Below are 23,436 nucleotides of genomic sequence, written 5' to 3'. Positions count from 1 at the left end.
CGCGGCGAAGCGGTCGGGGCGCCGTGCGGTCGGCGCGGCCGGACCGGCAGAGCGGTCGGCGGGGCGGGGCTGGCAGGGCGGTGGGGTGGGTGTGGGTGGGGCGCGAGCGGGGTGGAGGTTGGTTTCAGTGGGGTGTGGTGGGTTGGGGGGTTTCGGGGGTGGGGGTGCTGTCTGGGGGTTTGCGGGTCTGGCGGGTGCGGCGGCGCGGCTGCGGGGGTGGTGTGGGGTCGGGGGCGGGCCACACCGGGGAACGTCCGGACGAGCGCAGTACCGCTTCCCACGCGTCGCCGCGTCCGGCCTCGCGGACGGCCGACAGCGGCAGGTGCGGCACGCCCCAGTGCCACGCCGACACCAGCAGCTCGGGATCCTGCGGGCGGTAGTCGGCGCCGACCGCGCGCGCCAGGTCCCAGGCGTGCAGGTGCCATTCCACGCACGCCGCGCCCGCGTGGTCGCCGACGGTGTACTTGGTGCCCCGGTACACCAGGTGCGTGCGGTCCCACATGTCGGGCATCAGGTCGGCGTACGCGCCGGCCGACACCGTGAACGCCGTGATCCGCCCGCCGCCGGGCTCCGGCGGCAGCACCGCCAGCTCCGCCGCGTTCTGCCGGGCCTGCTGGCGGATCAGCACCGCCGCCGCCGCGTCCTGCGCGAACAGCTTCGCCAACCGGCTGTCCGGGGAGTCCTGCAGGTACTCCAGGTAGCTCTCGGCGACGCAGCGCAGGTGCCCGGCCAGGTCCATCACCTGCCACTCGGTGCAGGGGGTCGGAGCGGTCCAGTCGGTCACCCGCGCCGCCAGGTCGCGGATCGCCCGCACCCCGGCCTGATAGCACTCCAGGACCCGTTCCCGGTCCGGCGGCGTGCGCTCCACCTGCATTCCCCCCGCGTTCGCGAAAGCCCCCCGAGCTCCGGTGGCTGCCAGTTCCGGCCGGACCGCCCCGCCCCCCAGCGGTGGCCCCCGGCGCTCCCCGAGAGGGGAGGATGCCAAAGTTCGCTCTCCGGTGCCACTCCGCTCCGCTGTGTCGTCGGCTTAGTGCGTGTCAAAAGCTCACCTCGCCCCGTCCGGACGAGCGGCCCCGACGACCGGACGACCCGGGCGACCCGGGCGGCGAGCCCGCCCGGACGACCTGAGCGGAAATCCTCGCGGTCGGCCCGAGCGGAAAGCCTGCGCAGCGGATCTGAGCGCCGAGGCCCCCGCGCGTGTCGCGGCAGGCAGGGTGCCCGGGTCCGGTGCGTGGACGTGGCGTCAGGCCACGGCGGTGACACCCCGTCCCGCACGGTAGCTCAACCGGTGGGTCTCGCGGGCGGTCCGGAGCCGATCGATCTCGTCGGTCCACGGGCGGACGCTCCACCGGGCGCGGGCCTTGCGGGCGGCGATCTCGGCGGCGCGGCGGGCGGCGCCGTCCTGGCCCTCGGGCGCGTAGGTCTTCGGGCCCATCTCGACCCGCTCGGCGGCCTGCGCGGCCTCGATGGCGGCGGTCAGCGCGAGGTCGAACGCGACGTCCAGCGCCTTCACCTCGTCCGCCGGACGGCCCTCGGCCTGCGCGGCGCGCAGCGCGGCCTCGGCGGACGTGGCGTCGCCGAGCCGGTCGCGGTAGGTGCCGGCCAGACCGCGGTCGGCCTCCATCCGCGCGGCGACGTCCTTGCTGATGCGGCGACCCAGCGGCATGCGGTGCTCCTCGAACCTCGTGCTCGTACGCGTGCGCGTACGTCGTCATCCGTCGATCTTCGTGACCGGTCAGGGGCCAGCGTACGCTCGGGACACGCCGGTTGTGACCCCGGACACCCCGAATCCCGCCTTTACGCAGTAAGGTGAGCGGTGTCGCCGCCCGCGAGCAGGAGGGACCGTCCATGGTCCGGCAGCCGAGCATCAACGCCCAGCACCGCCCACCGCTCACCACCGACCGGATCATCGAGTCCGCGCTGCACATCATCGACGGCCAGGGCCTCGCCCGGCTCACCATGCGCCGGCTCGGCGACGCGCTGGAGGTCGAGGCGATGGCGATCTACCACCACCTCCCCCGCGGCAAGGAGCAGCTGCTCGACCACCTGGTCGCGCACGTCGGCGCGATGCCCGCCCCGGACCCCGGCGGCGCGGGCTGGCGGGAGAGCCTGATGGGCTGGGCGCGCGGCTACCGGGCCCGCCTGGTCGAGCACGCGGGCGTGCTGCCGCTGCTGGTCACCCACCGCAACCCGCCCGCGCTCGCCGAGACGGTCGCCTCGCTGCGCGAGCACCTGCGGCTCGGCGGCGTCCCCGAGCAGACCGCCGCCGTCGCCGCGCACACCCTGCTCGGCTACGTCATCGGACACGTCGCGCTGGAGGTCCGCGACACGCGGGGCGACCTGCGCGCCGAACCCGGTGAGCCCCCCGTCGACTGGGACGCCCGCTTCAACGCGGGCCTCGACCTGGTCCTGGCCGCCGTCAACCCCGGCTGACCTCGGCTGACCTCGCGGCGCTCAGTCCTCGACGACCAGCATCTCCAGGGTGCGGGGGCCGTGCGGCGGGCCGTCCCCGGGCGTGGCGACGGGAGGTCCGCTGATCCAGGCCTGCGGGACGTCCGGGTCGAGCCGCCGCACCGCCTCGGGCACCGAGCCCACGATCTGGTCGGCGTGCACGACGCACAGGTGCCGGTCCGGGACGAGCGTCAGCGCGCGGCGCCCCTGCGCGCGTCCGCCGTCCAGCACGACCGTGCCGGTCTGCGCCACCGCCGCCGCGCAGCCGGTCACCACGCCGTCCACGGCCGCCAGGGCCGGGACGTCCAGGACCGTCGAATCCGCCAGCGCCCGCACCCCGTCCAGGTCGGCGAGCCACCCGTACGGCAGGTCGGCCGGGACGACGATCCGCTTGGCCTCCCATCCCCACAGCACCGCCGCCACCGCCGTCGCCAGCTCGTCGCCGCCGACATGCCGGACGGCCACCCCGAGCGCCGCGACCCGCTCGGTGAACAGCGCCACCACATCCGCACGCGACGCCGCGTCCGGCCCGGTCAGCCGCGTCAGGTACCCGCGCGGCACCGCCACGTCCGCGCGCCGCCGCTCCCCGAGCGCCCCCCGCACCCCCGCCAACACCTCGTCCCGCCCACTCATCCGCCCCGCCCCCAGGACGCCCCGAAGCCGCACACACTCCCCCGACCCAGCACCTCGCTGCGCGCACTCCCCCGACCCGGCACCGCGTTGCACGCACTCCCCCGACCCGGCACCGCGTTGCACGGGCTTCCCTGGCCCGGCATCCGGCTGCGCGCACTCCGGCCCGGCGCTTCGCTGCGCGGGCTCTCACCGCGCGGCGCCTCGTCCCGCCCACTCATTTGGTGCTCCGGCGGGAGGGGGCGCGGCGGCGCCACCAGGCTCGGAAGGGCTCGGCGGGGGGTGCGGTGAGGTCGCGGGCCTCGGTCCAGCGGCCCAGCAGGCCGGGGAGCCGCCGGATCCGGCCGCCGCGCGACAGCAGCCGCGCCCACCGGGCGCCGCTTCCGGTCGCCGTCTCGAAGCGGCGCGCGTCGGCCATCGTCCAGGCGACGCCGCGCATCACCGCCAGCTCCGGTGTCGGGACGGGCCGGTGCCGCCGCGCGTCCACCACCTCGCCCCGCAGGTGCACCAGCAGGCCGGGGATGTCGATCTTCACCGGGCAGACGTCCGCGCACGCCCCGCACAGGGTGGACGCGAACGGCAGCGACGCCTCGGGAGCGCGGTCCACGCCGCGCGCCAGCGGCGTCCAGACCGCGCCGATCGGCCCGGACCGGCCCGTCCCGCGCGGGTCGAAGGGGCGCTCCCCCACCCGCTCGTAGACCGGGCACACTGCCGAGCAGGCACCGCAGCCGATGCAGCGCAACGCCTCGCGGCCGACCTCGTCGGCGAGGATCCGGGCGCGGCCGTTGTCGACCAGCACGACGTGCACCTCGCCCGGGCCGTCCCCCGGGACGGCGCCGGACCACGCCGACACCTGCGGGCTGAGCCGGTCGCCGCGCCCCGCGCGCGGCAGGAGCTGGAGCAAAACCTCCATGTCCTCCCATTCGGGGACGACCCGGTCCAACCCGGCGACGCACACCAGCGTCTCCGGCAGTGTCAGGCACGCGCGGGCCGCGCCGTCCGCCTCCAGCAGCAGGACGGTCCCGGAGTCGGCGACCAGGAAGTCGGCCCCGGTGACGGCGACGCGCGCCGCCCGCACCCGGTCGCGCCCCTCCGGCCCGGACGCGTCGAGCACCGCCAGACCGCGTGCGGCGAGCGAACCGGCCAGCCCGGTCTCGCGCAGGACGGGCCCGTCGGCGACCGCGACCTCGCCGTCCCCCGCGTCCCGGACGAGCGAGGCGACGATCCGGCGCGCGGCGGACGCGTCGCGCGCCCAGTGCACCGTCCCGCCCGCGTCCGCGACGGCCTGCTCGAAGGTCTCCAGGTGGACGTCCAGGTCCAGCAGCGCCCGGTCGCGGATGGCCGCGCCCGCCGCCCGCAGCGCCTCCCAGTCGGGCAGCTCGGAGACCGCCGCCGCCGTCCGCTCGCGCGCCGCGGCGGCCGACTCGGCCAGTTCGTGCCGCGCGCCGGCGTCCGCCAGTGCCTCCCGTGCCGCCTCGGCGAACCGCGGAACGACCGGTTTGCCTTCAGCTCTGCGCCGCCGCGCCGCGCTCCCCTGCTGGCCGTTCACCAGCCCCAGCAGCGCCCCGATACCGAACCCCGCGTGCGGATCAGGGCCGCCCGCAGCGGAAGTCACGAGCCCTCCCCTGCGAGCACGCCGGCCCCGGCGAGGGCCATGCCCGCGACGGGGATCATGAAGGGTCCCCGGTGGAGGCGAGGATCTCGGCGAGGTGGGCGGTGCGGACCCCGGCGCGGAGCCGGGACAGGGCGCCGCCGATGTGGGCCAGGCAGGCGTTGTCCAGGGCGCACACGACGTCCGCGCCCGTGTCGCGGACGTGCCGGACCTTGTCGGCGACCATCGCGACCGACACGTCCGCGTTCTTGACCGCGAACGCGCCGCCGAACCCGCAGCACTCCTCGCCGGCCGGCAGCTCGACCAGCTCAAGATCCTTCACCGCGCGCAGCAGCCGCAGCGGGCGGTCCCCGACGCGCAGCGCCCTGGCGGCGTGGCAGGTCGGCTGGTAGGTGACCCGGTGCGGGAACCGCGCGCCGACGTCGGTCACGCCCAGGACGTCCACCAGGAACTCGGTCAGCTCGTAGACCTCCAGGCCGGCGGCGGCGCGTTCGAGCCCGGGGTCCCCGGCGGCGCGGGCGATGCTCCGGTAGGACGACCGGACCGCCGCCGCGCAGGACGCCGACGGCGTCACGACCGTCCCCCCGGCCCCGGCGAAGACCCCGGCGAACCGCCGCGCGAGGCCCGCCGCCTCGCGCCGGTAGCCGGTCGTCCAGTGCAGCTGGCCGCAGCAGGTCTGGTCGGCCGGGAACACCACCTCGTGGCCCAGCCGCTCCAGCAGGGACGTCACCGCGCGCCCGGTGCCCGGGAACATCGCGTCGTCGACGCAGGCGACGAACAGCGCCACGCGCATCGGGCCTCACCTCCCCACGGCTCGGGCCCCGCCCCAAGGGGCAATCGTAGGGCTCAGGCCCCCGCCCACCGGGGCGGAACGATCGCTTTGGCGGAACCGGACGCGCGGCCGGTGCCGGACAGCGCACCGGACGAACCGGGGAAATTTACGCATCGGACGGCGTGTTGTGCTGTTGTCGTGACCTTTGCGCGGGCACGCTGATCACCTGCACCCGAGGGTGAGGCGGACCACACGCGAACGGTACGGAGGTACCACCGGACAATCGTCCCATCGGGCTATGGCAGCCCGGGGTCGAACCGTTCCACACTCGGATGCGTCGTAAAGAACAAGCACCACTCATCGAGCACCTGAGACCGGAGGCACGCCGATGTGCCCACACCAGCCGCACTGTCCCACCTCCGAAGGACCCGACCGCGACGCCGCGCGGACCGTGGCCTCCCACCCCGAGCAGGGGTGGAGCCTGCTGTGCAACGGCATCGTGATCTTCGAGGACACCGGTGAACTGCTCCCCGACGGGGAGGTCGTCGACCCGCACCGCCCGACCGATCTCGGTCTCGGCGCGGTGGCCTGACCAGTCTCGTACGGGGGACTAGTCCGAACGGGTGATCTTTCCGGGGGCGGCAGCACCCCACCGGACCCTCCGGCCACCCACCGGAGGCAGGGAACGGAAGAAGAACGAGCCCCGGCCGAGCCGCCGGGGCTCAACGCTGTCCAGCCCCGTCCAGGACCGGATCCGGCCACGCCTCCGTCCCCGAGCACGCGAAGCCAGCTCAGGCAGGCAAGCCCCGAGCAGGCATGCGAGGCCGACTCAGGCCGGTGAGGCCAGGACAGGCACGCCAGACCGGATAGGACGCGGCAAGCGCGTAAAGCCCGCTCAGGCGCGTCGAGCCGGATCAGGCATGTGAGGCCGACTCAGGCCCCTGGGCCCGTGGCGCCGGGTGGGGCCCGTGGCGCCGGGTCAGGCGCGGCCGATCCAGTGGCGGAGCCAGGTCTCCACCGCGATGCCGACGGCGGCGGGGTTCTTGTTCAGGTCGTGCCGCTCCCCCGGCAGGACGACCACGTCGATGCCGTCGGAGGGCTCCGGGACGCCGAACGGGTCGCGGTCGCCGTTCACCACCAGCGTCGGCATCCGCGCGGCGCGCAGCTCGCCCTCCCGCGACTTCTCCGGCTTCCCCGGCGGATGCAGCGGGAACGCCAGCGCCACCACACCCGACGCGCCCGCGTCCCGGGCCGTCCGGCACGCCACCCGCGCGCCGTTGCTGCGCCCGCCCTGCACCAGCGGGACGTCCCCGAACCGGTCGCGCAGCAGCTTGACGACCTCCAGCCACGCCTCGTCCTGCTTCTCGATCACGCCGGGCGCGCGCCGGCCCGCCTTGCGGAACGGCTGCTGCACCCGCGCCACCGCGCCGCCGAGCTCCAGCGCCGCCTCCCGGGCGGCCAGCAGGTCCGGCGCGTCCAGCCCGCCGTTCGAGCCGTGCGTCAGCACCATCAGGAACGCGGCCCCGTCCGCCGCGCGGGGATCGTCCACCGTCACCTCGGCGGGCCCGTGCGCCGTCAAGATCTCCATGTTGCTCACCGTAGCGCACCGGCCCCCCGGCGTGACCACGGCCGTCCCTCCTGTTACAGACTGTGGCCATGAAGACGATGACCAAGGACGAATGGCACGCGTTCGTCACCGAGGGCACCCGCACCGGCAAGGTCGCGGTCACCCGCAAGAACGGCGCCCCGCACGTCACGCCCGTCTGGTTCGTGCTGGACGGCGACGACCTGCTGTTCAACACCGCCCTGGAGGGCGTCAAGGGCCGCGCGCTCGCCCGCGACCCGCGGGTGTCGATCGCCGTGGACGACCAGGAACCGCCCTTCTCGTTCGTGATGATCGACGGCAAGGCCGAGATCATCACCGACATGGACGAGATGCTGCGCTGGGCCGTCGCCATCGGCGCCCGCTACATGGGCAAGGAGAAGGGCGAGGAGTTCGGCAAGCGCAACGCCGTCCCCTCCGAGTGCCTGGTACGCGTCCACGTCACCAAGGTCGTCGCCCAAAGCGACCTAACCGCCTAACCCACCCACCAGGCCAAACCCGGGCTCCCGCCGAGCCCGGCCCCTCAACCACGCCAGGCCACCAGGCGCACCCTGCGCGTCAACCGCGCCCTCGGAGTCCGAGGCGTTGTGACCGTCAGGCGCACGCGGGAGGTCACTGGCGCCCGGGACGTCAGGCATGCCCTGCGCGTCGGGTGCGCCCCAAACGTCAAGCACGCAGGGGGCATCTAGCGCGCCCTGCGCGTCCTGGACGTCAGGCGTGGCCTGTGGGTTGGGGGTGCTTGGGGTGTTGGGTGTGGGCTCGGGGGGGGCGGGGCTTGCGGGGGTGTTAGGTGGGGGCTAGGGGTCGGGCCAGGTGGGGGGGAGGGAGGCGGTGGGGCCCATGGCGAGGCGTAGGCGTTCGGCGAAGCTTTCGTGGAGCAGGGGGCCCCAGGTGTAGTCGGAGGGCACTCGGACGGCGCGTCCGATCACCTCGTGGGACTCGCCGGGACGGCGGTCGGCGGCTTCGGCCGCGTAGCGGACGCCCAGTAGGGCGTACATGTGGTCCAGTGCGCCGAACGCCTCGCCGGCCAGCGCGGGCAGCGAGCCCTCGGCGACCGACTGCTCCAGCAGCGGCTCCCACCACAGTTCGGCCTGGTCGTCGCCGTCGTCGGAGCCGAACTCGCGCCGCAGCCGCGCCCGCACCTGCGCGGCGGTCGCCGGGTCGGTCAGCCCGCGCCGCCAGGCCTCGCGGGCCTCGCCGTCGCGGCCGCGCAGCGGCAGGGTGCGGGCCAGCAGCTCGGTCGCCAGGGGGCCGACCTCGCTGTCGGTGGGTTCCCCGGCGGCGCCCAGCGCGGCGCCGAACGCGCCGATCGCCTGGTCCAGGCAGGCGATGCCGAGCGCGACGGCGAGCCGGGAGTGCGCGTGCGGCGCGGACTCTCGATCTATCAGCTTCAGGCCGGCTGTCAGCGCCCGCTGCGCGCGGGCGGGCTCGCCGCGCTCCAGCAGCCGCTGCGCCAGGTCGTGCGCGGCGAGCGGGCCGTACTCGCGGTCGCCGGTCGCGACGGTCTCCTCCCAGTGCGCGCGGGCGCGGTCGAAGTCGCCCGCGTCGTCGGCGAGCCGGGCGAGCGCCAGGTGCGCGGGCGGCAGGTAGGACGGGTTGCCGAAGTCGACCACCAGGCGCCAGGCGGGTTCGGCCTCGTCCTGCTCCCCCGCGCGCTCGTGGGTGAGCGCAAGGTGGTAGGCGGCGCGCGCGCCGTATTCGGCGTCGCCGGTGGCGATCGCGGCGCGGTCGGCTTCGCGGGCCCCGGCCACGTCGCCCGCGTCGTCCAGCACGACCGCGAGGCCGAGCGCGGCGCGGGCCCGCAGCGGGGTGTCGCCGAGCGCCAGCACCTCCCCGAACAGCTCCGCCGCGCGGTCGGACTCGCCCTGCTCGGCCAGCCGCCGCGCCTCCTTGCACAGCTCCGCCGCGCGCGCGTCCGGGGCGAGTGTTTGGGGTGTGGGGGTCGGGCGGGCGGCGGGGGTGCCGGTCGCGGTGTCGGTGGACGGCTCGGGCGGCGGGCCGGGGCTGTCGCTCATGATCGTCTACTGCCCTCTGGGGACGGGGGTTCGGCGGACCGAGCCTAGCGATCCGGCCGCCCGGCGTCCCGCCCCGACACACCCGGACTTGATCATGTGCCCGGCCCGTCGCCTTTACAAAGTAGATCACTCCCCCGGACGAGCGAGGGCCCGCCCCGGAACCGACCGGGACGGGCCCTCGGGCAGCACGGGCGGGTCAGTCCTCGAACGCCTCCGGCGGCGGGCAGGAGCAGACCAGGTTGCGGTCGCCGTAGGCCTGGTCGATCCGGCGGACGGGCGGCCAGTACTTGCCCTCGCGCAGCGACGGCAGCGGGTAGGCGGCCTGCTCGCGCGTGTAGGCGTGCTTCCAGTCCTCGGTGACCAGCGCGTCGGCGGTGTGCGGCGCGTTCTTCAGCGGGTTGTCCTCGGCGTCGAACGTGCCGTCCGCGACGGCCTGGATCTCCCGGCGGATCTCCACCATGGCGTCCACGAACCGGTCGAGCTCGGCGAGGTCCTCGCTCTCGGTCGGCTCGATCATCAGCGTCCCGGCGACCGGGAACGCCAGCGTCGGGGCGTGGAAGCCGTAGTCGATCAGCCGCTTGGCGACGTCCTCGGCGGTGATCCCGGTGTCCTTGGTGATCTTCCGCAGGTCGGCGATGCACTCGTGCGCGACCAGCCCGTCCCGGCCCGTGTAGAGGATCGGGAAGTGCGGGGCCAGCTTGGCCGCCAGGTAGTTCGCGGCGATGATCGCGCCCTCGGTCGCGGCGCGCAGCCCGTCCGGGCCCATCATGGCGATGTAGGCCCAGGAGATCGGCAGGATGCCCGCCGAGCCCCACGGCGCCGCCGAGATCGGCCCGACGCCGGTGTCCTGCGGGCCGGCCTCGGCGCGCAGCGGGTGGGACGGCAGGAACGGCGCCAGGTGCTCGCGGACGCCGACCGGGCCGACGCCCGGGCCGCCGCCGCCGTGCGGGATGCAGAAGGTCTTGTGCAGGTTCAGGTGGGACACGTCCGAGCCGAACTCGCCGGGACGGGCGAGCCCGACCAGCGCGTTCAGGTTCGCGCCGTCCACGTAGACCTGGCCGCCGGCGTCGTGCACGGCCTTGCAGACGTCGGTGATGGTCTCCTCGAACACGCCGTGCGTGGACGGGTAGGTCACCATGATCGCGGCGAGCGCGCCGCCGTGCTTGTCGATCTTGGCATGCAGGTCGTCCACGTCGATGTTGCCGCCGTCGTCGCACTTGACGACCACGACCTTCATCCCGGCCATCACCGCGGACGCGGCGTTGGTGCCGTGCGCCGAGGACGGGATCAGGCAGATGTTGCGGTGGCTCTCCCCGCGCGACTCGTGGTACCCGCGGATGGCCAGCAGCCCGGCCAGCTCGCCCTGCGACCCGGCGTTCGGCTGCACCGACACCTTCGCATAGCCGGTGATCTCGGCCAGCCAGTCCTCCAGCTCGCCGATCAGCTCGACGTACCCGGCGGCCTGGTCGAGCGGCGCGAAGGGGTGGATGTTGGCGAACTCCGGCCAGGTGACCGGCTCCATCTCGGTCGTGGCGTTCAGCTTCATCGTGCAGGAGCCGAGCGGGATCATCGACCGGTCGAGCGCGATGTCCTTGTCCTGGAGGCGGCGCAGGTAGCGCAGCATCGCGGTCTCGGAGCGGTGCGCGTGGAACACCGGGTGGGTCAGGTACGGGGTCTCGCGGCGGACGGCGTCCAGCGCGTCCCCGGCCGGGCCCTCCTCGACGCCCTCGACGCCGAACGCCCGCCACACGGCGGCGACGTGCTCGTCGGTGGTGGTCTCGTCGCAGGCGATGCCGACGTGGTCGGCGTCGGCGAGGCGCAGGTTCACGCCCTGCTCGCGCGCGGCGGCGACGATCTGGGCGGCGCGGCCCGGCACGTTCACGAACACGGTGTCGAAGAAGTGCTCGTGGACGACCTCGACACCACCCGCGCGCAGCCCCGCGGCCAGGCGCAGCGCGTGCCCGTGCGCGCGCTGGGCGATCGCGGCCAGCCCCTCGGGGCCGTGGTAGACCGCGTACATGCTGGCCATGACGGCCAGCAGGACCTGCGCGGTGCAGATGTTGCTGGTGGCCTTCTCGCGCCGGATGTGCTGCTCGCGGGTCTGCAGCGCCAGCCGGTAGGCGGGCTTGCCGTCGATGTCGACCGACACGCCGACCAGGCGGCCCGGCAGCTGCCGCTGGATGCCCTCGCGGACGGCCATGTACCCGGCGTGCGGGCCGCCGAAGCCGAACGGGACGCCGAACCGCTGCGCCGACCCGACCACGATGTCCGCGCCGCTCTCCCCCGGCGGGCGCAGCAGGGTCAGGGCGAGCAGGTCGGCGGCAACGACGGCCTGCATGTCGCGCGCGTGCGCCGCGTCCACCAGCGGGCCGAGGTCGCGCACGACGCCGGACGCGCCGGGGTACTGCACCAGCACGCCGAAGAAGTCGCCCTCGGGCAGCCCGTCCGACAGGTCGGCGGTGACGACCTCGATGCCCAGCGGGACGGCCCGGGTCCGGATCACTTCGATCGTCTGCGGCAGCGCGTCGGCGTCCACCAGGAAGGCGCCCGGCTCCTTGCGCTTGCCGGCCCGGTGAGCCAGCGCCATCGCCTCGGCGGCGGCGGTGCCCTCGTCCAGCATGGAGGCGTTGGCGACCGGCAGCCCGCTCAGGTCGGAGACCACGGTCTGGAAGTTCAGCAGCGCCTCCAGCCGGCCCTGCGAGATCTCCGGCTGGTACGGGGTGTAGGCGGTGTACCAGCCCGGGTTCTCCATCACGTTGCGCAGGATCACGCCCGGCGTGTGGGTGCCGTGGTAGCCGAGCCCGATCATGGACGTCAGCACGGTGTTCTTGTCGGCCAGCTCGCGCAGCCGCGCCAGGGCGGCGGGCTCGGACAGCGCGGGCGGCAGCGCCAGCGCGCGGGTCGTGCGGATCGCCGCGGGGACCGCCTGGTCGATCAGGGCCTCGGCGCCGGAGTAGCCGATGGCCGCGAGCATCCGGGACCGCTCGTCGCCGGCCGGGCCGATGTGCCGGTCGGCGAACGCCGACCGCGGGGTCTGTGGCGAGGCCACGGGAGCGTAGTACTGGGCGGTCATTGGGGAGAGCCTCCTGGGCTGCGAAAGCGGTCGCTCAGGGCGTCCCCGGCCGGCGGCCGGTGACACGGTCTCCCCCTCTGTCGTGGCACCTGAGAGCTTCCCCCGCACGCGGGCGCGCGGGATTTCCCCTTCGGTGAGGCGGCCCGTTCCCGTCGCCGGGGACGCGCGCGCCTGCTTTCCAGAGGTGCCTCGTCTGAGCGGTCCTTTTGCCTGAGAGGTTCCGGGGAGGGTTGCCCCTTCGGCGTCCCACGCTGGCGGCGTGGAATCTCTCCCGCACAGGGTCAGCGGCGTTTCCTTCTGGGAACTCTATCCAACACGGGGCACGATCGAACGCGGCGGCCCCGGCCCGAACACGTCCGCGGCCCAGGCGGGGCGCGGCCGCCCGTCCCGGAGCCCCGTCCGGGCCCGTCGGCGTGGCGCGGCGCCCCCTCCCGCGCCCGGCGCGCCGGAGAAAGTACGATATTCGCAGCTCACGGTCAGGGGGCCAGGCAACCGCGGGGGCGGAGGGCGACGACGGAACGGCGGTGCGGCTTGACGCGGACCCAGGACGGTGCGGCGCGGTCCGGCCATGCCCGGACCGGGACCGCCGCCGCCCCGGCCGAACCGCCGCCCGACGTGCAGGACGGCGAGGAGGACGCCGCCAAGCCCGCCGTCCCGGTCGAGGAGCCGCCCTGGCCGGTGCGGATCCGCCGCTCCAGCGACGCGATCCGCTTCCTCACCTCGCTGGTCGGCCTCGCCGCCGTCATGCTGCTGGTGACCATCGCCCAGCAGACCACGCACGGCCTGCAGACCGACATCGTCGAGGGCACCGCGCACGCGCCCCGCTGGCTGCTGTCGCTGGCGACGCTGGCGTCCAGCTTCGGCGTGCTGGCCGTCCCGGTCGCGTTCTCGGTCGAACGGCTGTTCCACCGGGACGGCACCCGCGTGGCGATCGCGGTGCTCGCCGCGATGATCACCTTCGGGCTGACCGTCGCGGTGGACGACTGGGTCGTCCCGGCCGCGCCGAACGGCCTGCTGGACGCGCTGATCTGGGGCAGCTCGGGCACCGCCGTGGTGCACACCGACATCGCGCCCGTGATCGCGTTCGTCGCCGCCGTCGGGATGGCGGGCCGCACCCGCTGGCAGTTCGCCGCCTGGACGATGATCGGCCTGGCCGCGCTCACCGGCCTCACCGCGTCCTATGCCTCGGTGTCGGCGCTGGCCGCCACCTACTTCCTCGGCGAGGCGATCGGCCACGGCACCCTGTACGCGGTCGGCACGCCGAACCCGCGCCCGCCCGGCACGGCCGTCGTCGCGGCGCTCGCGCGGCTCGGGCTGCAACCGGTCGCCGCGCGGTGGCTCAGCACCGGCGCCGACGAGCCGCGCCGGTACGCGGTGGCGGTCGCGCCCGGCCCGGACGGCGTGCCGCGCGACGGCGCGGGACGTCCGCTCCCCCGCGGCCGCTGGCAGCTCCAGGTGAACGTCCTCGACCGCGACCAGCAGACCGCCGGGCTGGTGTACCGGCTGTGGCGGCTGGTGCGGCTGCGCGCGGGCAGCGGCCGCCGCCCGCTGCGCTCGCTGCGGCGCGCCCTGGAGCTGGAGTCGCTGATGGCCTACGCGGCGTCCGCGGCGGACGTGCGCACCCCGCGCCTCACCGGCACCTGCGAGGTCGGCACCGAGGCGGCGCTGCTCGCCTACGAGAACGTCCCCGGGCGGCGCCTGGACGAGCTGGCCGACGAGGAGATCGACGACGCGCTCCTCACCGACGTCTGGCACCAGTTCGCCCGCCTCCAGTCCGCGCGGCTCGCCCACCGCCTGCTGGAGGGCCACGCCATCCTCGTCAGCGACCCCGCTCCCGCCGAGCCGGCCGACGACACCGAAAGCGCCCCGGACAAGACGTCGGACGATCCGGACGGATCGGCCGACGTGCCGGACGGCGAGGAGCGGGCCGCGGAGGGCGGGGAGCGGCTCGCGCACCTGGTGGACCTGGGCGTCGGGGAGACCGCGGCGGGCGACCTGGCGCTGCGCCTGGACCGTGCCCAGCTGCTCACCACCCTCGCCCTGCGCGTCGGCGCCGAACGGGCCGTCGCGACCGCCGCGCCCGTGCTGGGCGAGGCCGCGCTCGCCGCCGCCGTCCCGCTGCTGCAGCGGGTCGCCCTGACGCGGGCGACACGCACCGCGCTGCGGCACGACCGGCACCTGCTGACCCGCATCCGCGAGCAGATCCTGAAGCTGGAGCCCGAGGCCGAGACCGAGCCCGTCCGGCTCGAACGCTTCCGGCCGCGGACGATCGTCAGCATCGTCGCGCTCACCTTCGCCGCCTATATCGTCATCCCGCAGCTGACCAGCGTGGACCTCGGCCGGCTGTTCGCGCGGGCGAACTGGTGGTGGGCCGGGCTCGGCACCGCCGCGTCCGCCGTCACCTACCTCGCGGCGGCGCTGATGCTGATCGGGTTCGTCCCGGAGCGGCTGCGGCTGTGGCGGACGGTCCTGGTCCAGGTGGCCGCCTCGTTCGTCAAGCTGGTCGCGCCCGCCGCCGTCACCGGCGTCGCGCTCAACACGCGCTACCTGCAGAAGTCCGGGATCCGGTCGGGCCCGGCGGTGGCCAGCGTCGGCGCGTCCCAGCTGATGGGCATGGTCGTGCACATCCTGATGCTGGTGGTGTTCGGCTTCATCACCGGGTCGACGCAGACCGCCACCCGCGACCTCGCGCCGTCCCGGACGATCGTGATCGTGCTGCTGATGCTGGCGATCCCGGTCGCGGTGGCGCTGGTCATCCCGCGCGTCCGGCGGCTGGTGACCACCCGGCTGCGGTCGATGTTCTCCGGCGTGCTGCCGCGGCTGGTGGACGTCCTGCAGTCGCCGCGCAAGCTGGCCACCAGCCTCGGCGGCACGCTGCTGCTGACCGCCGGGTTCGTGGTCTGCCTGGACGCCTCGGTCCGCGCGTTCGGCGGCGACCTGCCCTGGACGGCCGTGGTCGTGGTGTTCCTGACCGGCAACGCGCTCGGCTCGGCCGCGCCGACACCGGGCGGGCTGGGCGCGGTCGAGGGGGCGCTGACGCTGGCGCTGACGATCTCCGGGCTGGCCGCCGAGACCGCGACCTCGGCGGTGCTGCTGTTCCGCCTGCTGACCTTCTGGCTGCCGGTGCTCCCTGGCTGGGCCGCCTTCACCTACCTCCAGCGCAAGGAAGCCATCTGAGGCGACCTGCGAGGCTCCGGGGGTTCGTGGTTCTGGGGGTTCCGGGGTCTTGGGGGTGCTCGGGGGACGAGGCGTAGGCGGGGGCTTCTGCTGCGGGAGGTCAGCCGGTGCGGCGGGCGCGGCGGCGGTGGGCCAGTTCGTCGTGGGGGTGGGAGTCGCCGTCCTCGCCGGTGTCGGCGCGTTCGGCGGGCAGCTCCGCCAGGCTGCCCTCCACCTCCTGCCACACCCGACCGAGCGCGATGCCGAACACGCCCTGCCCGCCCTGGAGCAGGTCGACGACCTCGTCGGCGGAGGTGCACTCGTAGACGCTGACGCCGTCGCTCATCAGGGTGATCTGGGCGAGGTCCTCGACGCCGCGGTCGCGCAGGTGGTTCACCGCCGTGCGGATCTGCTGGAGCGAGACCCCGGTGTCCAGGAGCCGCTTGACGACCTTCAGCACCAGGATGTCGCGGAACCCGTACAGCCGCTGGCTGCCCGAGCCCTGCGCGGCCCGCACGCTCGGGGTGACCAGGCCGGTGCGCGCCCAGTAGTCGAGCTGGCGGTAGGTGATCCCGGCGGCGGAGCACGCCGTGGGGCCCCGGTAGCCCACGTCCTCCGGCGGCGCCGAGACCCGGGTGTCGAAGAGCAGTCCCTGCTCTCCGGCGCGCTGGGACGCCATGCGCCTGTCAGGGGTCGCCTTGCCCTCGCCGCTGCTCACCGCCACGCGGACCTCCGGCTTCTATCAGCCCGTAACGTTTCGTCAAGGGGGTTTGACGAATGACACCACGGGTGTTCCACCAGCACGGTAGGTGCCGGTCAGGGTGTGGTCAACGTTCGTCGTCGGCGCGTCGCCTACCCGGATGAACCGGTTTCACGTGGGCAAACTGCGCACCTCCGCACTCATGGAACTCCTACCCATGTCCCCCCGGTGCGGAAACGGGCGGGAGCGGCGGGCCCGCGGGGGTCCGGGCGGCGGCGTGACCTCGCACGTCACCCAGGGTGATCACCGTCCGTGGCGGCACGGTACGGCTACCGTGCGTGACCGGCCGACGTGACCGACGCGCGCCCCGAGCGGTGCGGCCGCCGGGCGCGGGCGGGACGGTCAGCCGGCGCGGCCGAAGTCCTCGGGGGTGATGGTGTCGAGGAACTCGCGGAACTTCTCCACCTCGTCCTCCTGCTCGTCGGGGATCGCCACGCCGGCCTCTTCGAGGATGTCCTCGGCGGCGAAGATCGTCGCGCCGGTGCGCAGCGCGAGCGCGATCGAGTCCGACGGGCGGGCGCTGACCTCGACCCCGTTGGAGAAGACCAGGTCGGCGAAGAAGATCCCGTCGCGCAGCGCGGTGATGTTCACCGTCCTCAGCTGCACGCTCAGCGCGTCCAGGACGTCCCGGAACAGGTCGTGGGTGAGCGGACGGGCCGGCAGCACCCCCTGCTGGGCGAAGGCGATCGCGGTCGCTTCGACCGCCCCGATCCAGATGGGCAGGTACCGGTCGCCCTCGGTCTCCTTCAACAGGACGATCGGCTGATTGGAGGGCATCTCGACCCGGACGCCGACGACCTCCATCTGCTTCACTGCGGCTCCCTGCTGGTCCTCGCGGCCTCGGTCTGGTCTCGTCCGGACCGGCTGCCCGCCGACCCCTGTAGCCAACGTACACCCGGGCCGTGCCGACATGACCGGGCGGCAGGCGGGCAAATCACGCCGCACCGGGCCCGCCGCCCGTGCCGGGCGGCGTTCCGGTGGGGCGCGGCCGGGATCACGGGTCCAGGCTCTCCCGCAGGCCCGCCGACACCAGGGCGGCGTGCAGCCGGACCGAGAGCTCGGCGATCTCCCGCGCGGTGCGGGACGCCTCCTCGTGCGCGCCGGGGCTGCGGCGGCGCAGCTGCGGGGCGACGAGCTGCTCGATCAGCCCGACCTGGCGGTCGGCGGCGGCCTTCACCGCGCGCAGGTTCCGGGCCTCGAAGCCGAACGCGCCGAGCGCGGCGGCCGCGCGGGCCACGGCCAGGGCGTCGGCGTCGTAGTGGGTGCCGGCCCGGCGGACGAGCCCGTACTCCTCCAGCTGGGCCAGCAGCGCCTCGGTGATGGACGCCCCGTCGATCAGCTGGCGGCGGGTCAGCCGGACGTCGGCGCCGGACTCGGCGCCCGCGTCGGCCGCGACCAGCGTGCGGGGACGGCGCGCACCGTCCGCACCGCGCCCGTCTCCGGGCCGTCCGTCTCCGGGCCGTCCGTCTCCGGCGCGTCCATCGCCCGGACGCCCTTCTGGTACCCGCTTCTCGGCCCCGGCCCGCTCGGCGGCGGCGTGGCCGTCGGCGGCGCGGGCGACGGGGCCGTCCGATGCGCGGGCGACGAGGAGGCCGTCGGAACCGCGTTCGGCCGCCGCGTCACCCGAACGAGGTTCGGGGGCCGCCGCGCGGCGGGCGCCCAGCGGCGGCGGGGACTCGCCTCGGTCGAGCGCCTGCAGGTGCTGCCGGATGACCCGCAGCGGCAGGTAGTGGTCGCGCTGCGCGGTCAGCACGAACCGCAGCCGCGCCACGTCGGCGTCGCCGAACTTGCGGTACCCCGACGGGCTGCGCTGCGGTTCGACCAGCCCCTCCGCCTCCAGGAACCTGATCTTGGAGATCGTGATGTCCGGGAACTCGGCCCGGAGCAGCCCGAGGACGTCCCCGATCGTCATCAGGGACCGGGCGGCCTGCGCGCTCATCGCCCTCCCAAATCTCGCCGCCTCCCGCCTGGCGTTCCACCTGACCCGCGCGTGCGCCGCCCGCCGCGCGGGCGGGGCGCACCGGCTCCCCCGGCGTCCCGGCGCGGGCGGCCGCCCGCGCCAGGCCGCTCAGCCGTGCTGCGGGTTGGTCAGGAACACCAGCCGGAACTTGCCGATCTGCACCTCGTCGCCGCCGGACAGGCCGGCCTGGTCGATCCGCTGCCGGTTGACGTAGGTGCCGTTCAGGCTGCCCACGTCGCGCACCGAGAAGCCGCCGCCGTGCCGGGCGAACTCGGCGTGCTGGCGGGACACGGTGATGTCGTCGAGGAAGATGTCGCTCTCCGGGTGGCGGCCGGCGGAGGTGCGGTCCTTGTCGAGCAGGAAGCGGCTGCCGGCGTTGGGCCCGCGCTCCACCACCAGCAGCGCGGTGCCGGCGGGCAGCGCCTCCACCGCGACCTGGGACGCGGCGGGCGGCCCCGGTTCCCCGGCGGCGTCCTCCAGCGCCTCGAAGCCGCCGATGGAGATCGTCGAGGTCGACTCGCCCGGGGACTCCCGGGGAGGCGGGGCCTGCTGGCCGCTCCGGGTCAGCGGAGTGCCGCAGTTCGAGCAGAAGCGGGCATCATCCGGGTTGGCGTGACCGCACTGCGTGCAGTAGACGCTCGGCATCGATCGGCTCGGCCTCCTACCTCCGGCGCGGCGCCCGCGGCCCCCGTCCGGCTGCCGCCCGCGCCCGCGCATCCTTCGTCCAACCCACGCCGGGTCCGTCCCGACCCCGGGTGCCCGTGCTCCCGCACGGCCACCCGCCATCGCGACGGTCGCCGCAACTTACGCGGGTGAGGCCCTGGGGGTCAACCGGAACGGTCAGCCGGTCGCCCCCACGCTACCTTCGACAATGATCGCAGGTCTACGCCGCCGCGCGGACGGCCCCCGGACACCCGCCCGTCACCTCCCGGTGACCGGCGCGACCGTTCCGCCCCGCGGGGACGCGCGCGCAGGGCGGCGCGGCCCGCGCTCGCGGTCCGATCCCCCGTTTCCCCTACCCCGACCGTACCGCGCTGACGGTCATCCGCGCACGCGGGGTGACCGTGACCCCCGCCCCCAGACCACGCAGAGTGCGCACCACGCCGCCGGGGATGCCGAGCGCCGTGGCCATGGTGTGCGGGTCGCCGATCGCGAGGATCCGGTAGGGCGGTGGCAGGAACCGGCCGTCGGCGATGACGCCCTCGGGGCGGTCCACGAAGTAGGTGTCGACCCCGGCGCGCACGTCCCCGACCTGCACGACCTCGGCGCCGGCGTCGCGCAGCTCCTCCAGGGCGTCCAGCAGGTTCGCGGCCCGGACGGCGCGCCGCGGGTCGGTCACCACGATCTCCACGCCGGGCCCCTGCGCCGGGACGGTCCCGGCGAGCAGCCCGTAGTCGTCGGCGCGGCGGCGGGCCTCCTCCAGGGCGGTCTGCCCGCGCGCGTCGCGCTCCAGGCCCGCCTTGGTGTTCTCCAGGTCGCGCAGGTCGCCGCGGAGCCGCTCGGACCGCTGGGTGAGGTCGGACAGGATCCCGACCAGCTCGTCCTGCCGGGCGGTGGCGAACTTGGTGTCGTGGTGGTTGGCCCGGACCTGGGTGACGACGGCGAACCCGAGCACCAGGCACAGCAGCGCCCCGGCGGCCTGGCCGCGCGTCAGCCGGGGCCGCAGCATGTCCCCGACGAGCGCCAGCGGCCTCCGCACCGGCTCCCCCGCGGACCCGGTCTCCCCCGCGGACCCGGTCTCCGCCGCGTCCTCGGCCTCGGGCTCGGGCGCGGCTTCCGGCGCGGGCGCCTCGCTGTGCTCGCTCATGCGCCGAACAGCTTGCGGCGGATGGCGGCGGCGTTGGAGAAGATCCGGACGCCGAGGACGACCACCACGCCGGTGGACAGCTGGGACCCGACGCCGAGCTGGTCGCCGAGGAAGACGATGAGCGCGGCGATGATGGTGTTGCCGACGAAGGAGACCACGAAGGTCTTCTCGTCGAACACGCCCTCCAGCCGGGCGCGGACGCCGCCGAACATCGCGTCCAGCGCGGCGACGATGGCGATCGGCAGGTACGGCTGGAGCCACAGCGGCACCGACGGGTGGAGGAACAGCCCGAGCAGGACGCCGGCGACCAGCCCGATCAGCGCGAACACCGCACCGCCCTCGGCACGCTCGCGGGCGCCTCCGGCGCGGGCGGCACCGATGCAGGCGGCGCCGATGCAGGCGGCGCCGGCGCGGCCGTCACAGTCGGCACGGTCACTCCTTCTCCCCCGCCGGGCGGGCGTAGCGCGGCGCGGACGGCGCGGCGGCGGGCAGCCGGGCCCGGCCCTCGTCCGCCACCCCGTACCGCAGGCCGTAGCGGTCCCGGAGGGCCGCCAGGCGCTGGTCGGCCGCCGAGCCGGTGAACCCGGCGCGCAGCGCGCCCGGGTCGCCCAGCGCGGTGACCTGGTACGGGCCGGTCAGCGGACGGTAGTCCACCAGGACGGCCTCGCCCGCCGTGCGGATCGCGGAGGTGGGGGTGAGCCGCAGCCCGTTGATGCCGACGGCGGTGGCACCGGCCGCCCAGAGCCCGTTGACCAGGATCTGAAGGTCCTGATCATAGACCCGGCCGTCGTCGCCGGCCGCACCGGAGGCGCCGGGCCGGCGCGCGTCGTCCAGGGTGACGACCAGGGCCGGTCCGGCGGCGGGACGGGCCGCCGCGGCGGTCTCGGCGGCGGCGAGGTCGCGGTCGGCGCGGCGGCCGGCGGCGCTGCGGGCGAGCGCGGCGGCGCGCAGCCGGGAGGTCTCGGTGCGGAGCCGGTCCAGGCGGCGCGACAGCGCGTCGGTCTCGCGGGTGCGGCTGTGGATCTCGTCCACCAGCCGGGCGCGCTGCCGGGCCGCGACGGGCTCGCCGCGCCGCACCTGGGCGCCCGCGACGGCGAGCAGGACGCCGACGAGCAGCAGGGACAGCGCGACGACCGCGCGCAGCCGGCGCGGGGCCGGAGCGTTCCCGGCGGCGCGGCGGCGGGCGGCGGCCGCGGCGTAGCCGGGGTCGGCGAGCCTGCCCTCGAAGAGGTCGGAGAGCAGGGACATGGACGCGTCGGGGCGCCGCCACCGTCCCGGTGGGCCGCCCTGAACCGGCCGGCCCGCTCCGTCCGGCGCGTCCGGCCCGTCCCGCTCGTCCCGCACGTTCACGGGCCCCATCATGGCAAGGACCGCCAAATCGGCGCCGGTCCAGCCGCGGGATCAGACCCCGGGACGGACCGGGAGGTGGCCGCCCGGTCAGGCGCGCCGCTGTCAGGACGCGGCTGTCAAGGAGCGCCCGCCGGGGCGCGTCAGGGTGCCGCGACGGCGGCCTGGGAGCGTTCCATACCGAGCATGACGGCGATGCTCGCGAGCACCGAGCCCATCACGTACCGCTGGACGCGCTGCCAGGCCGGACGGCGGGTGAGGAACGCCGAGACCGCGCTCGCGCACAGCACCCAGGTCCCGTTCACGGTGAGCGCGACGGCGATCTGGACGACCGCGAGCACCAGCGACTGGGCCCACAGGTGGCCCCGGGACGGGTCGGCGAACTGCGGCAGCACCGACACGTACAGGATGGCGATCTTGGGGTTGAGCAGGTTGGTGACCAGGCCCATCGTGAACAGCCGGCGCGGCGAGTCGACCGGCAGGTCGCGCGGGGTGAACGGGGTCGTCCCGCCGGGCCGGACGGCCTGCCAGGCGAGCCAGAGCAGGTAGCCGACCCCGGCGAGCTTGATGGCGGTGTAGAGCGCCGGGACGACCGCGAACACGGCGGTGAGCCCGGCGGTCGCGGCGGCGGCGTAGACGGCGAACCCGGCGGCGACGCCGGCGAGCGAGACGTATCCGGCGCGGCGGCCCTGGGTGATGGTCCGGGAGACCAGGTACATCATGTTCGGGCCGGGCAGCAGGACCATGCCGAACGCCACGGCGGCGATGCCCGCGACGGCGGTCAGGGAGACCATCGCACCTCATTCCGGGGGAGATCGATATTCCGGGGGAAGATCCATGAAACTCCGCCAACCATAGGAAACGCCGTGATCTCGGTGCAATACTGGGCATTGAACTCGGTGCAATCGGAGGTGCGGGATGGACGACTTCCGGCGGGTGGCGGACGCGGTGGCGGCCGAGATCGCGGCCGGGCGGCTGCGGCCCGGCGAGCGCCTCCCGCCGCAGCGCCGGTTCGCCCGCGACCGCGGCATCGCCGCGTCCACGGCGGCGCGCGTGTACCGGGAGCTGGCGCTGCGCGGGCTGGTCACCGGCGAGGTCGGCCGGGGCACGTTCGTCCGCTCGGGCCCGCCGCCGGGCGGCGGCCCGGCGCTGCTCGAACCGTCCGGCGCGCCGATCGACCTGGAGCTGACCTACCCCGAGGCGGACGGCCAGGCCGAGCGGCTGGCGGCCGGGCTGGCGCGGCTAGGCCGCCCGGACGTGCTGGCCGCGGCGCTGCGGCCGGTCGGGCCGTCCGGGACGCCCGCGGCACGCCGGGAGGCGGCCGGGCTGCTGGGGACCGGCGATCCCGAGGGTGTGCTGTTCGCCGCCAACGGACGGCAGGCCATCGCGGGAGCGGTCGCGGCGCTGGTCCCGCCGGGCGGGCGGCTCGGCGTCGAGCCGCTCACCTACCCGGTGGTCAAGGGCCTGCTCGCCCGGATCGGCGTGGTGGCCGTCCCGATCGCCAAGGACGAGCACGGCCCGCGCCCGGACGCGCTGGCCGAGGCGCACCGGCGCGCGCCTCTGAAGGCGCTGTACCTCCAGCCGACCCTGCACAACCCGACCGGGCTGACCGTCCCGCCGCAGCGGCGCACCGCGCTCGCCGAGGCCGTCACCGAGTTGGACCTGCCGCTGGTCGAGGACCGGATCTGGTCGTTCCTGGCCGACGAGGCGCCCCTGGCGTCCCTGGCGCCCGAACGGACGATCTTGGTGGACAGCCTGTCCAAGCGGGTCTCCCCGGGCCTCTCGGTCGGTTTCCTGGCCGTCCCGGGGCCCTTGCGCGGGCGCGTGGCGGCGGCCTTGCGCGCGGGCGCGTGGCTGCCGACCGGCTACGCGCTGGAGGCCGCGACGGGCTGGCTCGCCGACGGCACCGTGGCCGCGCTCTCCCGCGCCAAGCGCCAGGACGCGGCGGCCCGCCGCGCCCTCGCCCTCGAACATCTCGCGGGCTTCGCCGTCTCGGCCGCGCCGCGCGCCTATTTCTGCTGGTGGGAGCTGCCGAGCCCGTGGCGGGCCGAGGCGTTCGCGGGCGCGGCGGCGCAGCTCGGCATCACGGTCACGCCGGGCGCGGTGTTCGCCACCGCGCCGGAGGCGACCCCGGCGGCCGTCCGCCTCGGGCTGGCCTCACCGGCGCCCGCCGACCTCGTCCGCGCCCTGGACGCCCTGGCCGACCTCGCCCGCCAGGGCCCCGCCCGCTAAGACCACGCCCGGCCGGGT

Annotated in this window: 21 protein-coding genes and 1 riboswitch; of the genes, 5 read left to right on the top strand and 16 right to left on the bottom strand. The window is 75.4% G+C overall.

The window, feature by feature from the left end:
- Window positions 1-124: 124 nt before the first annotated feature.
- Window positions 125-868 carry a maleylpyruvate isomerase N-terminal domain-containing protein gene (locus FHU30_RS35400; protein WP_253881902.1) on the bottom strand — a complete coding sequence of 248 codons (744 nt, stop codon included), beginning with the start codon at window positions 866-868 and terminating at the stop codon, window positions 125-127.
- A 375-nt stretch (window positions 869-1,243) separates the two neighbouring features.
- The gene (locus FHU30_RS35395; RefSeq protein WP_253881901.1) at window positions 1,244-1,666 is read right to left on the bottom strand and encodes a plectin; all 423 of its coding nucleotides are present in this window, start codon (window positions 1,664-1,666) and stop codon (window positions 1,244-1,246) included.
- 143 nt (window positions 1,667-1,809) lie between these two features.
- Here FHU30_RS35395 and FHU30_RS35390 point away from each other — a divergent pair, with 143 nt between their 5' ends.
- Window positions 1,810-2,433, top strand: coding sequence for a TetR/AcrR family transcriptional regulator (locus tag FHU30_RS35390; protein ID WP_253881900.1), 624 nt, complete (start codon window positions 1,810-1,812; stop codon window positions 2,431-2,433).
- A gap of 21 nt (window positions 2,434-2,454) precedes the next feature.
- On the opposite strand, the gene FHU30_RS35385 is transcribed toward FHU30_RS35390, so the two are convergent.
- From FHU30_RS35385 to FHU30_RS35375, 3 genes are all read right to left on the bottom strand, one after another.
- A complete protein-coding gene (locus FHU30_RS35385) occupies window positions 2,455-3,084 on the bottom strand; it encodes a LutC/YkgG family protein (RefSeq protein WP_253881899.1) in 630 nt (209 codons plus the stop codon).
- Between the two features lie 214 nt (window positions 3,085-3,298).
- A complete protein-coding gene (locus tag FHU30_RS35380) occupies window positions 3,299-4,696 on the bottom strand; it encodes an LUD domain-containing protein (RefSeq protein WP_253881898.1) in 1,398 nt (465 codons plus the stop codon).
- A 55-nt stretch (window positions 4,697-4,751) separates the two neighbouring features.
- A complete protein-coding gene (locus tag FHU30_RS35375) occupies window positions 4,752-5,486 on the bottom strand; it encodes a (Fe-S)-binding protein (RefSeq protein ID WP_253881897.1) in 735 nt (244 codons plus the stop codon).
- 367 nt (window positions 5,487-5,853) lie between these two features.
- Here FHU30_RS35375 and FHU30_RS35370 point away from each other — a divergent pair, with 367 nt between their 5' ends.
- Complete coding sequence (locus tag FHU30_RS35370; protein ID WP_253881896.1) at window positions 5,854-6,057, top strand: DUF5999 family protein; 204 nt, start codon at window positions 5,854-5,856, stop codon at window positions 6,055-6,057.
- 387 nt (window positions 6,058-6,444) lie between these two features.
- Here the strand turns inward: FHU30_RS35370 and FHU30_RS35365 are convergent, their stop codons facing one another.
- Window positions 6,445-7,053 carry an alpha/beta hydrolase family protein gene (locus tag FHU30_RS35365; RefSeq protein WP_253881895.1) on the bottom strand — a complete coding sequence of 203 codons (609 nt, stop codon included), beginning with the start codon at window positions 7,051-7,053 and terminating at the stop codon, window positions 6,445-6,447.
- 68 nt (window positions 7,054-7,121) lie between these two features.
- Here FHU30_RS35365 and FHU30_RS35360 point away from each other — a divergent pair, with 68 nt between their 5' ends.
- Entirely contained in the window at window positions 7,122-7,547 is a 426-nt protein-coding gene (locus tag FHU30_RS35360) for a PPOX class F420-dependent oxidoreductase (RefSeq protein WP_253881894.1), read from the top strand.
- 318 nt (window positions 7,548-7,865) lie between these two features.
- On the opposite strand, the gene FHU30_RS35355 is transcribed toward FHU30_RS35360, so the two are convergent.
- Together FHU30_RS35355 and gcvP are read right to left on the bottom strand one after the other, a co-directional pair.
- Window positions 7,866-9,083, bottom strand: a complete 1,218-nt coding sequence (locus FHU30_RS35355) for a tetratricopeptide repeat protein (RefSeq protein ID WP_253881893.1) — start codon at window positions 9,081-9,083, stop codon at window positions 7,866-7,868.
- 196 nt (window positions 9,084-9,279) lie between these two features.
- A complete protein-coding gene (gene gcvP, locus FHU30_RS35350; protein ID WP_253881892.1) occupies window positions 9,280-12,156 on the bottom strand; it encodes an aminomethyl-transferring glycine dehydrogenase in 2,877 nt (958 codons plus the stop codon).
- Window positions 12,157-12,344: 188 nt separating this feature from the next.
- Window positions 12,345-12,440, bottom strand: a riboswitch (glycine riboswitch).
- 247 nt (window positions 12,441-12,687) lie between these two features.
- Here gcvP and FHU30_RS35345 point away from each other — a divergent pair.
- Window positions 12,688-15,333: a lysylphosphatidylglycerol synthase transmembrane domain-containing protein gene (locus tag FHU30_RS35345; protein ID WP_301324080.1), complete on the top strand. Its 2,646-nt coding sequence runs from the start codon at window positions 12,688-12,690 to the stop codon at window positions 15,331-15,333.
- A 100-nt stretch (window positions 15,334-15,433) separates the two neighbouring features.
- On the opposite strand, the gene FHU30_RS35340 is transcribed toward FHU30_RS35345, so the two are convergent.
- The 8 genes from FHU30_RS35340 to FHU30_RS35305 all read right to left on the bottom strand — a co-directional run bounded on the left by FHU30_RS35340 (window position 15,434) and on the right by FHU30_RS35305 (window position 21,980).
- A complete protein-coding gene (locus tag FHU30_RS35340) occupies window positions 15,434-16,036 on the bottom strand; it encodes a MerR family transcriptional regulator (protein WP_253881891.1) in 603 nt (200 codons plus the stop codon).
- Between the two features lie 378 nt (window positions 16,037-16,414).
- On the bottom strand, window positions 16,415-16,885 hold the full coding sequence (locus tag FHU30_RS35335; RefSeq protein ID WP_026416580.1) for a bifunctional nuclease family protein: 471 nt from the start codon (window positions 16,883-16,885) through the stop codon (window positions 16,415-16,417).
- A gap of 181 nt (window positions 16,886-17,066) precedes the next feature.
- Entirely contained in the window at window positions 17,067-18,011 is a 945-nt protein-coding gene (gene ftsR, locus FHU30_RS35330) for a transcriptional regulator FtsR (protein WP_253881890.1), read from the bottom strand.
- A 129-nt stretch (window positions 18,012-18,140) separates the two neighbouring features.
- The gene (locus FHU30_RS35325) at window positions 18,141-18,677 is read right to left on the bottom strand and encodes an FHA domain-containing protein (RefSeq protein WP_253881889.1); all 537 of its coding nucleotides are present in this window, start codon (window positions 18,675-18,677) and stop codon (window positions 18,141-18,143) included.
- 370 nt (window positions 18,678-19,047) lie between these two features.
- A complete protein-coding gene (locus tag FHU30_RS35320) occupies window positions 19,048-19,839 on the bottom strand; it encodes a DUF881 domain-containing protein (RefSeq protein ID WP_253881888.1) in 792 nt (263 codons plus the stop codon).
- Window positions 19,836-20,168, bottom strand: coding sequence for a small basic family protein (locus FHU30_RS35315; protein ID WP_253881887.1), 333 nt, complete (start codon window positions 20,166-20,168; stop codon window positions 19,836-19,838). The genes FHU30_RS35320 and FHU30_RS35315 overlap by 4 nt, the downstream gene beginning before the upstream one ends.
- A gap of 103 nt (window positions 20,169-20,271) precedes the next feature.
- The gene (locus FHU30_RS35310) at window positions 20,272-21,189 is read right to left on the bottom strand and encodes a DUF881 domain-containing protein (RefSeq protein ID WP_308211457.1); all 918 of its coding nucleotides are present in this window, start codon (window positions 21,187-21,189) and stop codon (window positions 20,272-20,274) included.
- A 140-nt stretch (window positions 21,190-21,329) separates the two neighbouring features.
- Complete coding sequence (locus FHU30_RS35305) at window positions 21,330-21,980, bottom strand: LysE family translocator (RefSeq protein WP_253881886.1); 651 nt, start codon at window positions 21,978-21,980, stop codon at window positions 21,330-21,332.
- Between the two features lie 124 nt (window positions 21,981-22,104).
- On the opposite strand from FHU30_RS35305, the gene FHU30_RS35300 reads away from it, so the two are divergent.
- Window positions 22,105-23,418 (top strand): aminotransferase-like domain-containing protein, encoded by a 1,314-nt coding sequence (locus FHU30_RS35300; RefSeq protein ID WP_253881885.1) that lies wholly within the window; start codon window positions 22,105-22,107, stop codon window positions 23,416-23,418.
- Window positions 23,419-23,436 lie beyond the last annotated feature (18 nt).

This window comes from Actinomadura rupiterrae (assembly GCF_024172125.1).
GTDB classification, from domain to species: Bacteria; Actinomycetota; Actinomycetes; order Streptosporangiales; family Streptosporangiaceae; genus Spirillospora; species Spirillospora rupiterrae.
This window is presented reverse-complemented; position numbering and strand designations above follow the sequence as displayed.

What these genes read in the sequence shown, in the direction of transcription:
- FHU30_RS35395 (WP_253881901.1), bottom strand. Translation starts at nt 1,666, where the DNA reads ATGCCGCTGGGTCGCCGCATCAGCAAGGACGTCGCCGCGCGGATGGAG.
- FHU30_RS35385 (WP_253881899.1), bottom strand. Translation starts at nt 3,084, where the DNA reads ATGAGTGGGCGGGACGAGGTGTTGGCGGGGGTGCGGGGGGCGCTCGGG.
- FHU30_RS35375 (WP_253881897.1), bottom strand. Translation starts at nt 5,486, where the DNA reads ATGCGCGTGGCGCTGTTCGTCGCCTGCGTCGACGACGCGATGTTCCCG.
- FHU30_RS35370 (WP_253881896.1), top strand. Translation starts at nt 5,854, where the DNA reads ATGTGCCCACACCAGCCGCACTGTCCCACCTCCGAAGGACCCGACCGC.
- FHU30_RS35365 (WP_253881895.1), bottom strand. Translation starts at nt 7,053, where the DNA reads ATGGAGATCTTGACGGCGCACGGGCCCGCCGAGGTGACGGTGGACGAT.
- FHU30_RS35360 (WP_253881894.1), top strand. Translation starts at nt 7,122, where the DNA reads ATGAAGACGATGACCAAGGACGAATGGCACGCGTTCGTCACCGAGGGC.
- FHU30_RS35355 (WP_253881893.1), bottom strand. Translation starts at nt 9,083, where the DNA reads ATGAGCGACAGCCCCGGCCCGCCGCCCGAGCCGTCCACCGACACCGCG.
- gcvP (WP_253881892.1), bottom strand. Translation starts at nt 12,156, where the DNA reads ATGACCGCCCAGTACTACGCTCCCGTGGCCTCGCCACAGACCCCGCGG.
- ftsR (WP_253881890.1), bottom strand. Translation starts at nt 18,011, where the DNA reads ATGAGCGCGCAGGCCGCCCGGTCCCTGATGACGATCGGGGACGTCCTC.
- FHU30_RS35325 (WP_253881889.1), bottom strand. Translation starts at nt 18,677, where the DNA reads ATGCCGAGCGTCTACTGCACGCAGTGCGGTCACGCCAACCCGGATGAT.
- FHU30_RS35320 (WP_253881888.1), bottom strand. Translation starts at nt 19,839, where the DNA reads ATGAGCGAGCACAGCGAGGCGCCCGCGCCGGAAGCCGCGCCCGAGCCC.
- FHU30_RS35305 (WP_253881886.1), bottom strand. Translation starts at nt 21,980, where the DNA reads ATGGTCTCCCTGACCGCCGTCGCGGGCATCGCCGCCGTGGCGTTCGGC.
- FHU30_RS35300 (WP_253881885.1), top strand. Translation starts at nt 22,105, where the DNA reads ATGGACGACTTCCGGCGGGTGGCGGACGCGGTGGCGGCCGAGATCGCG.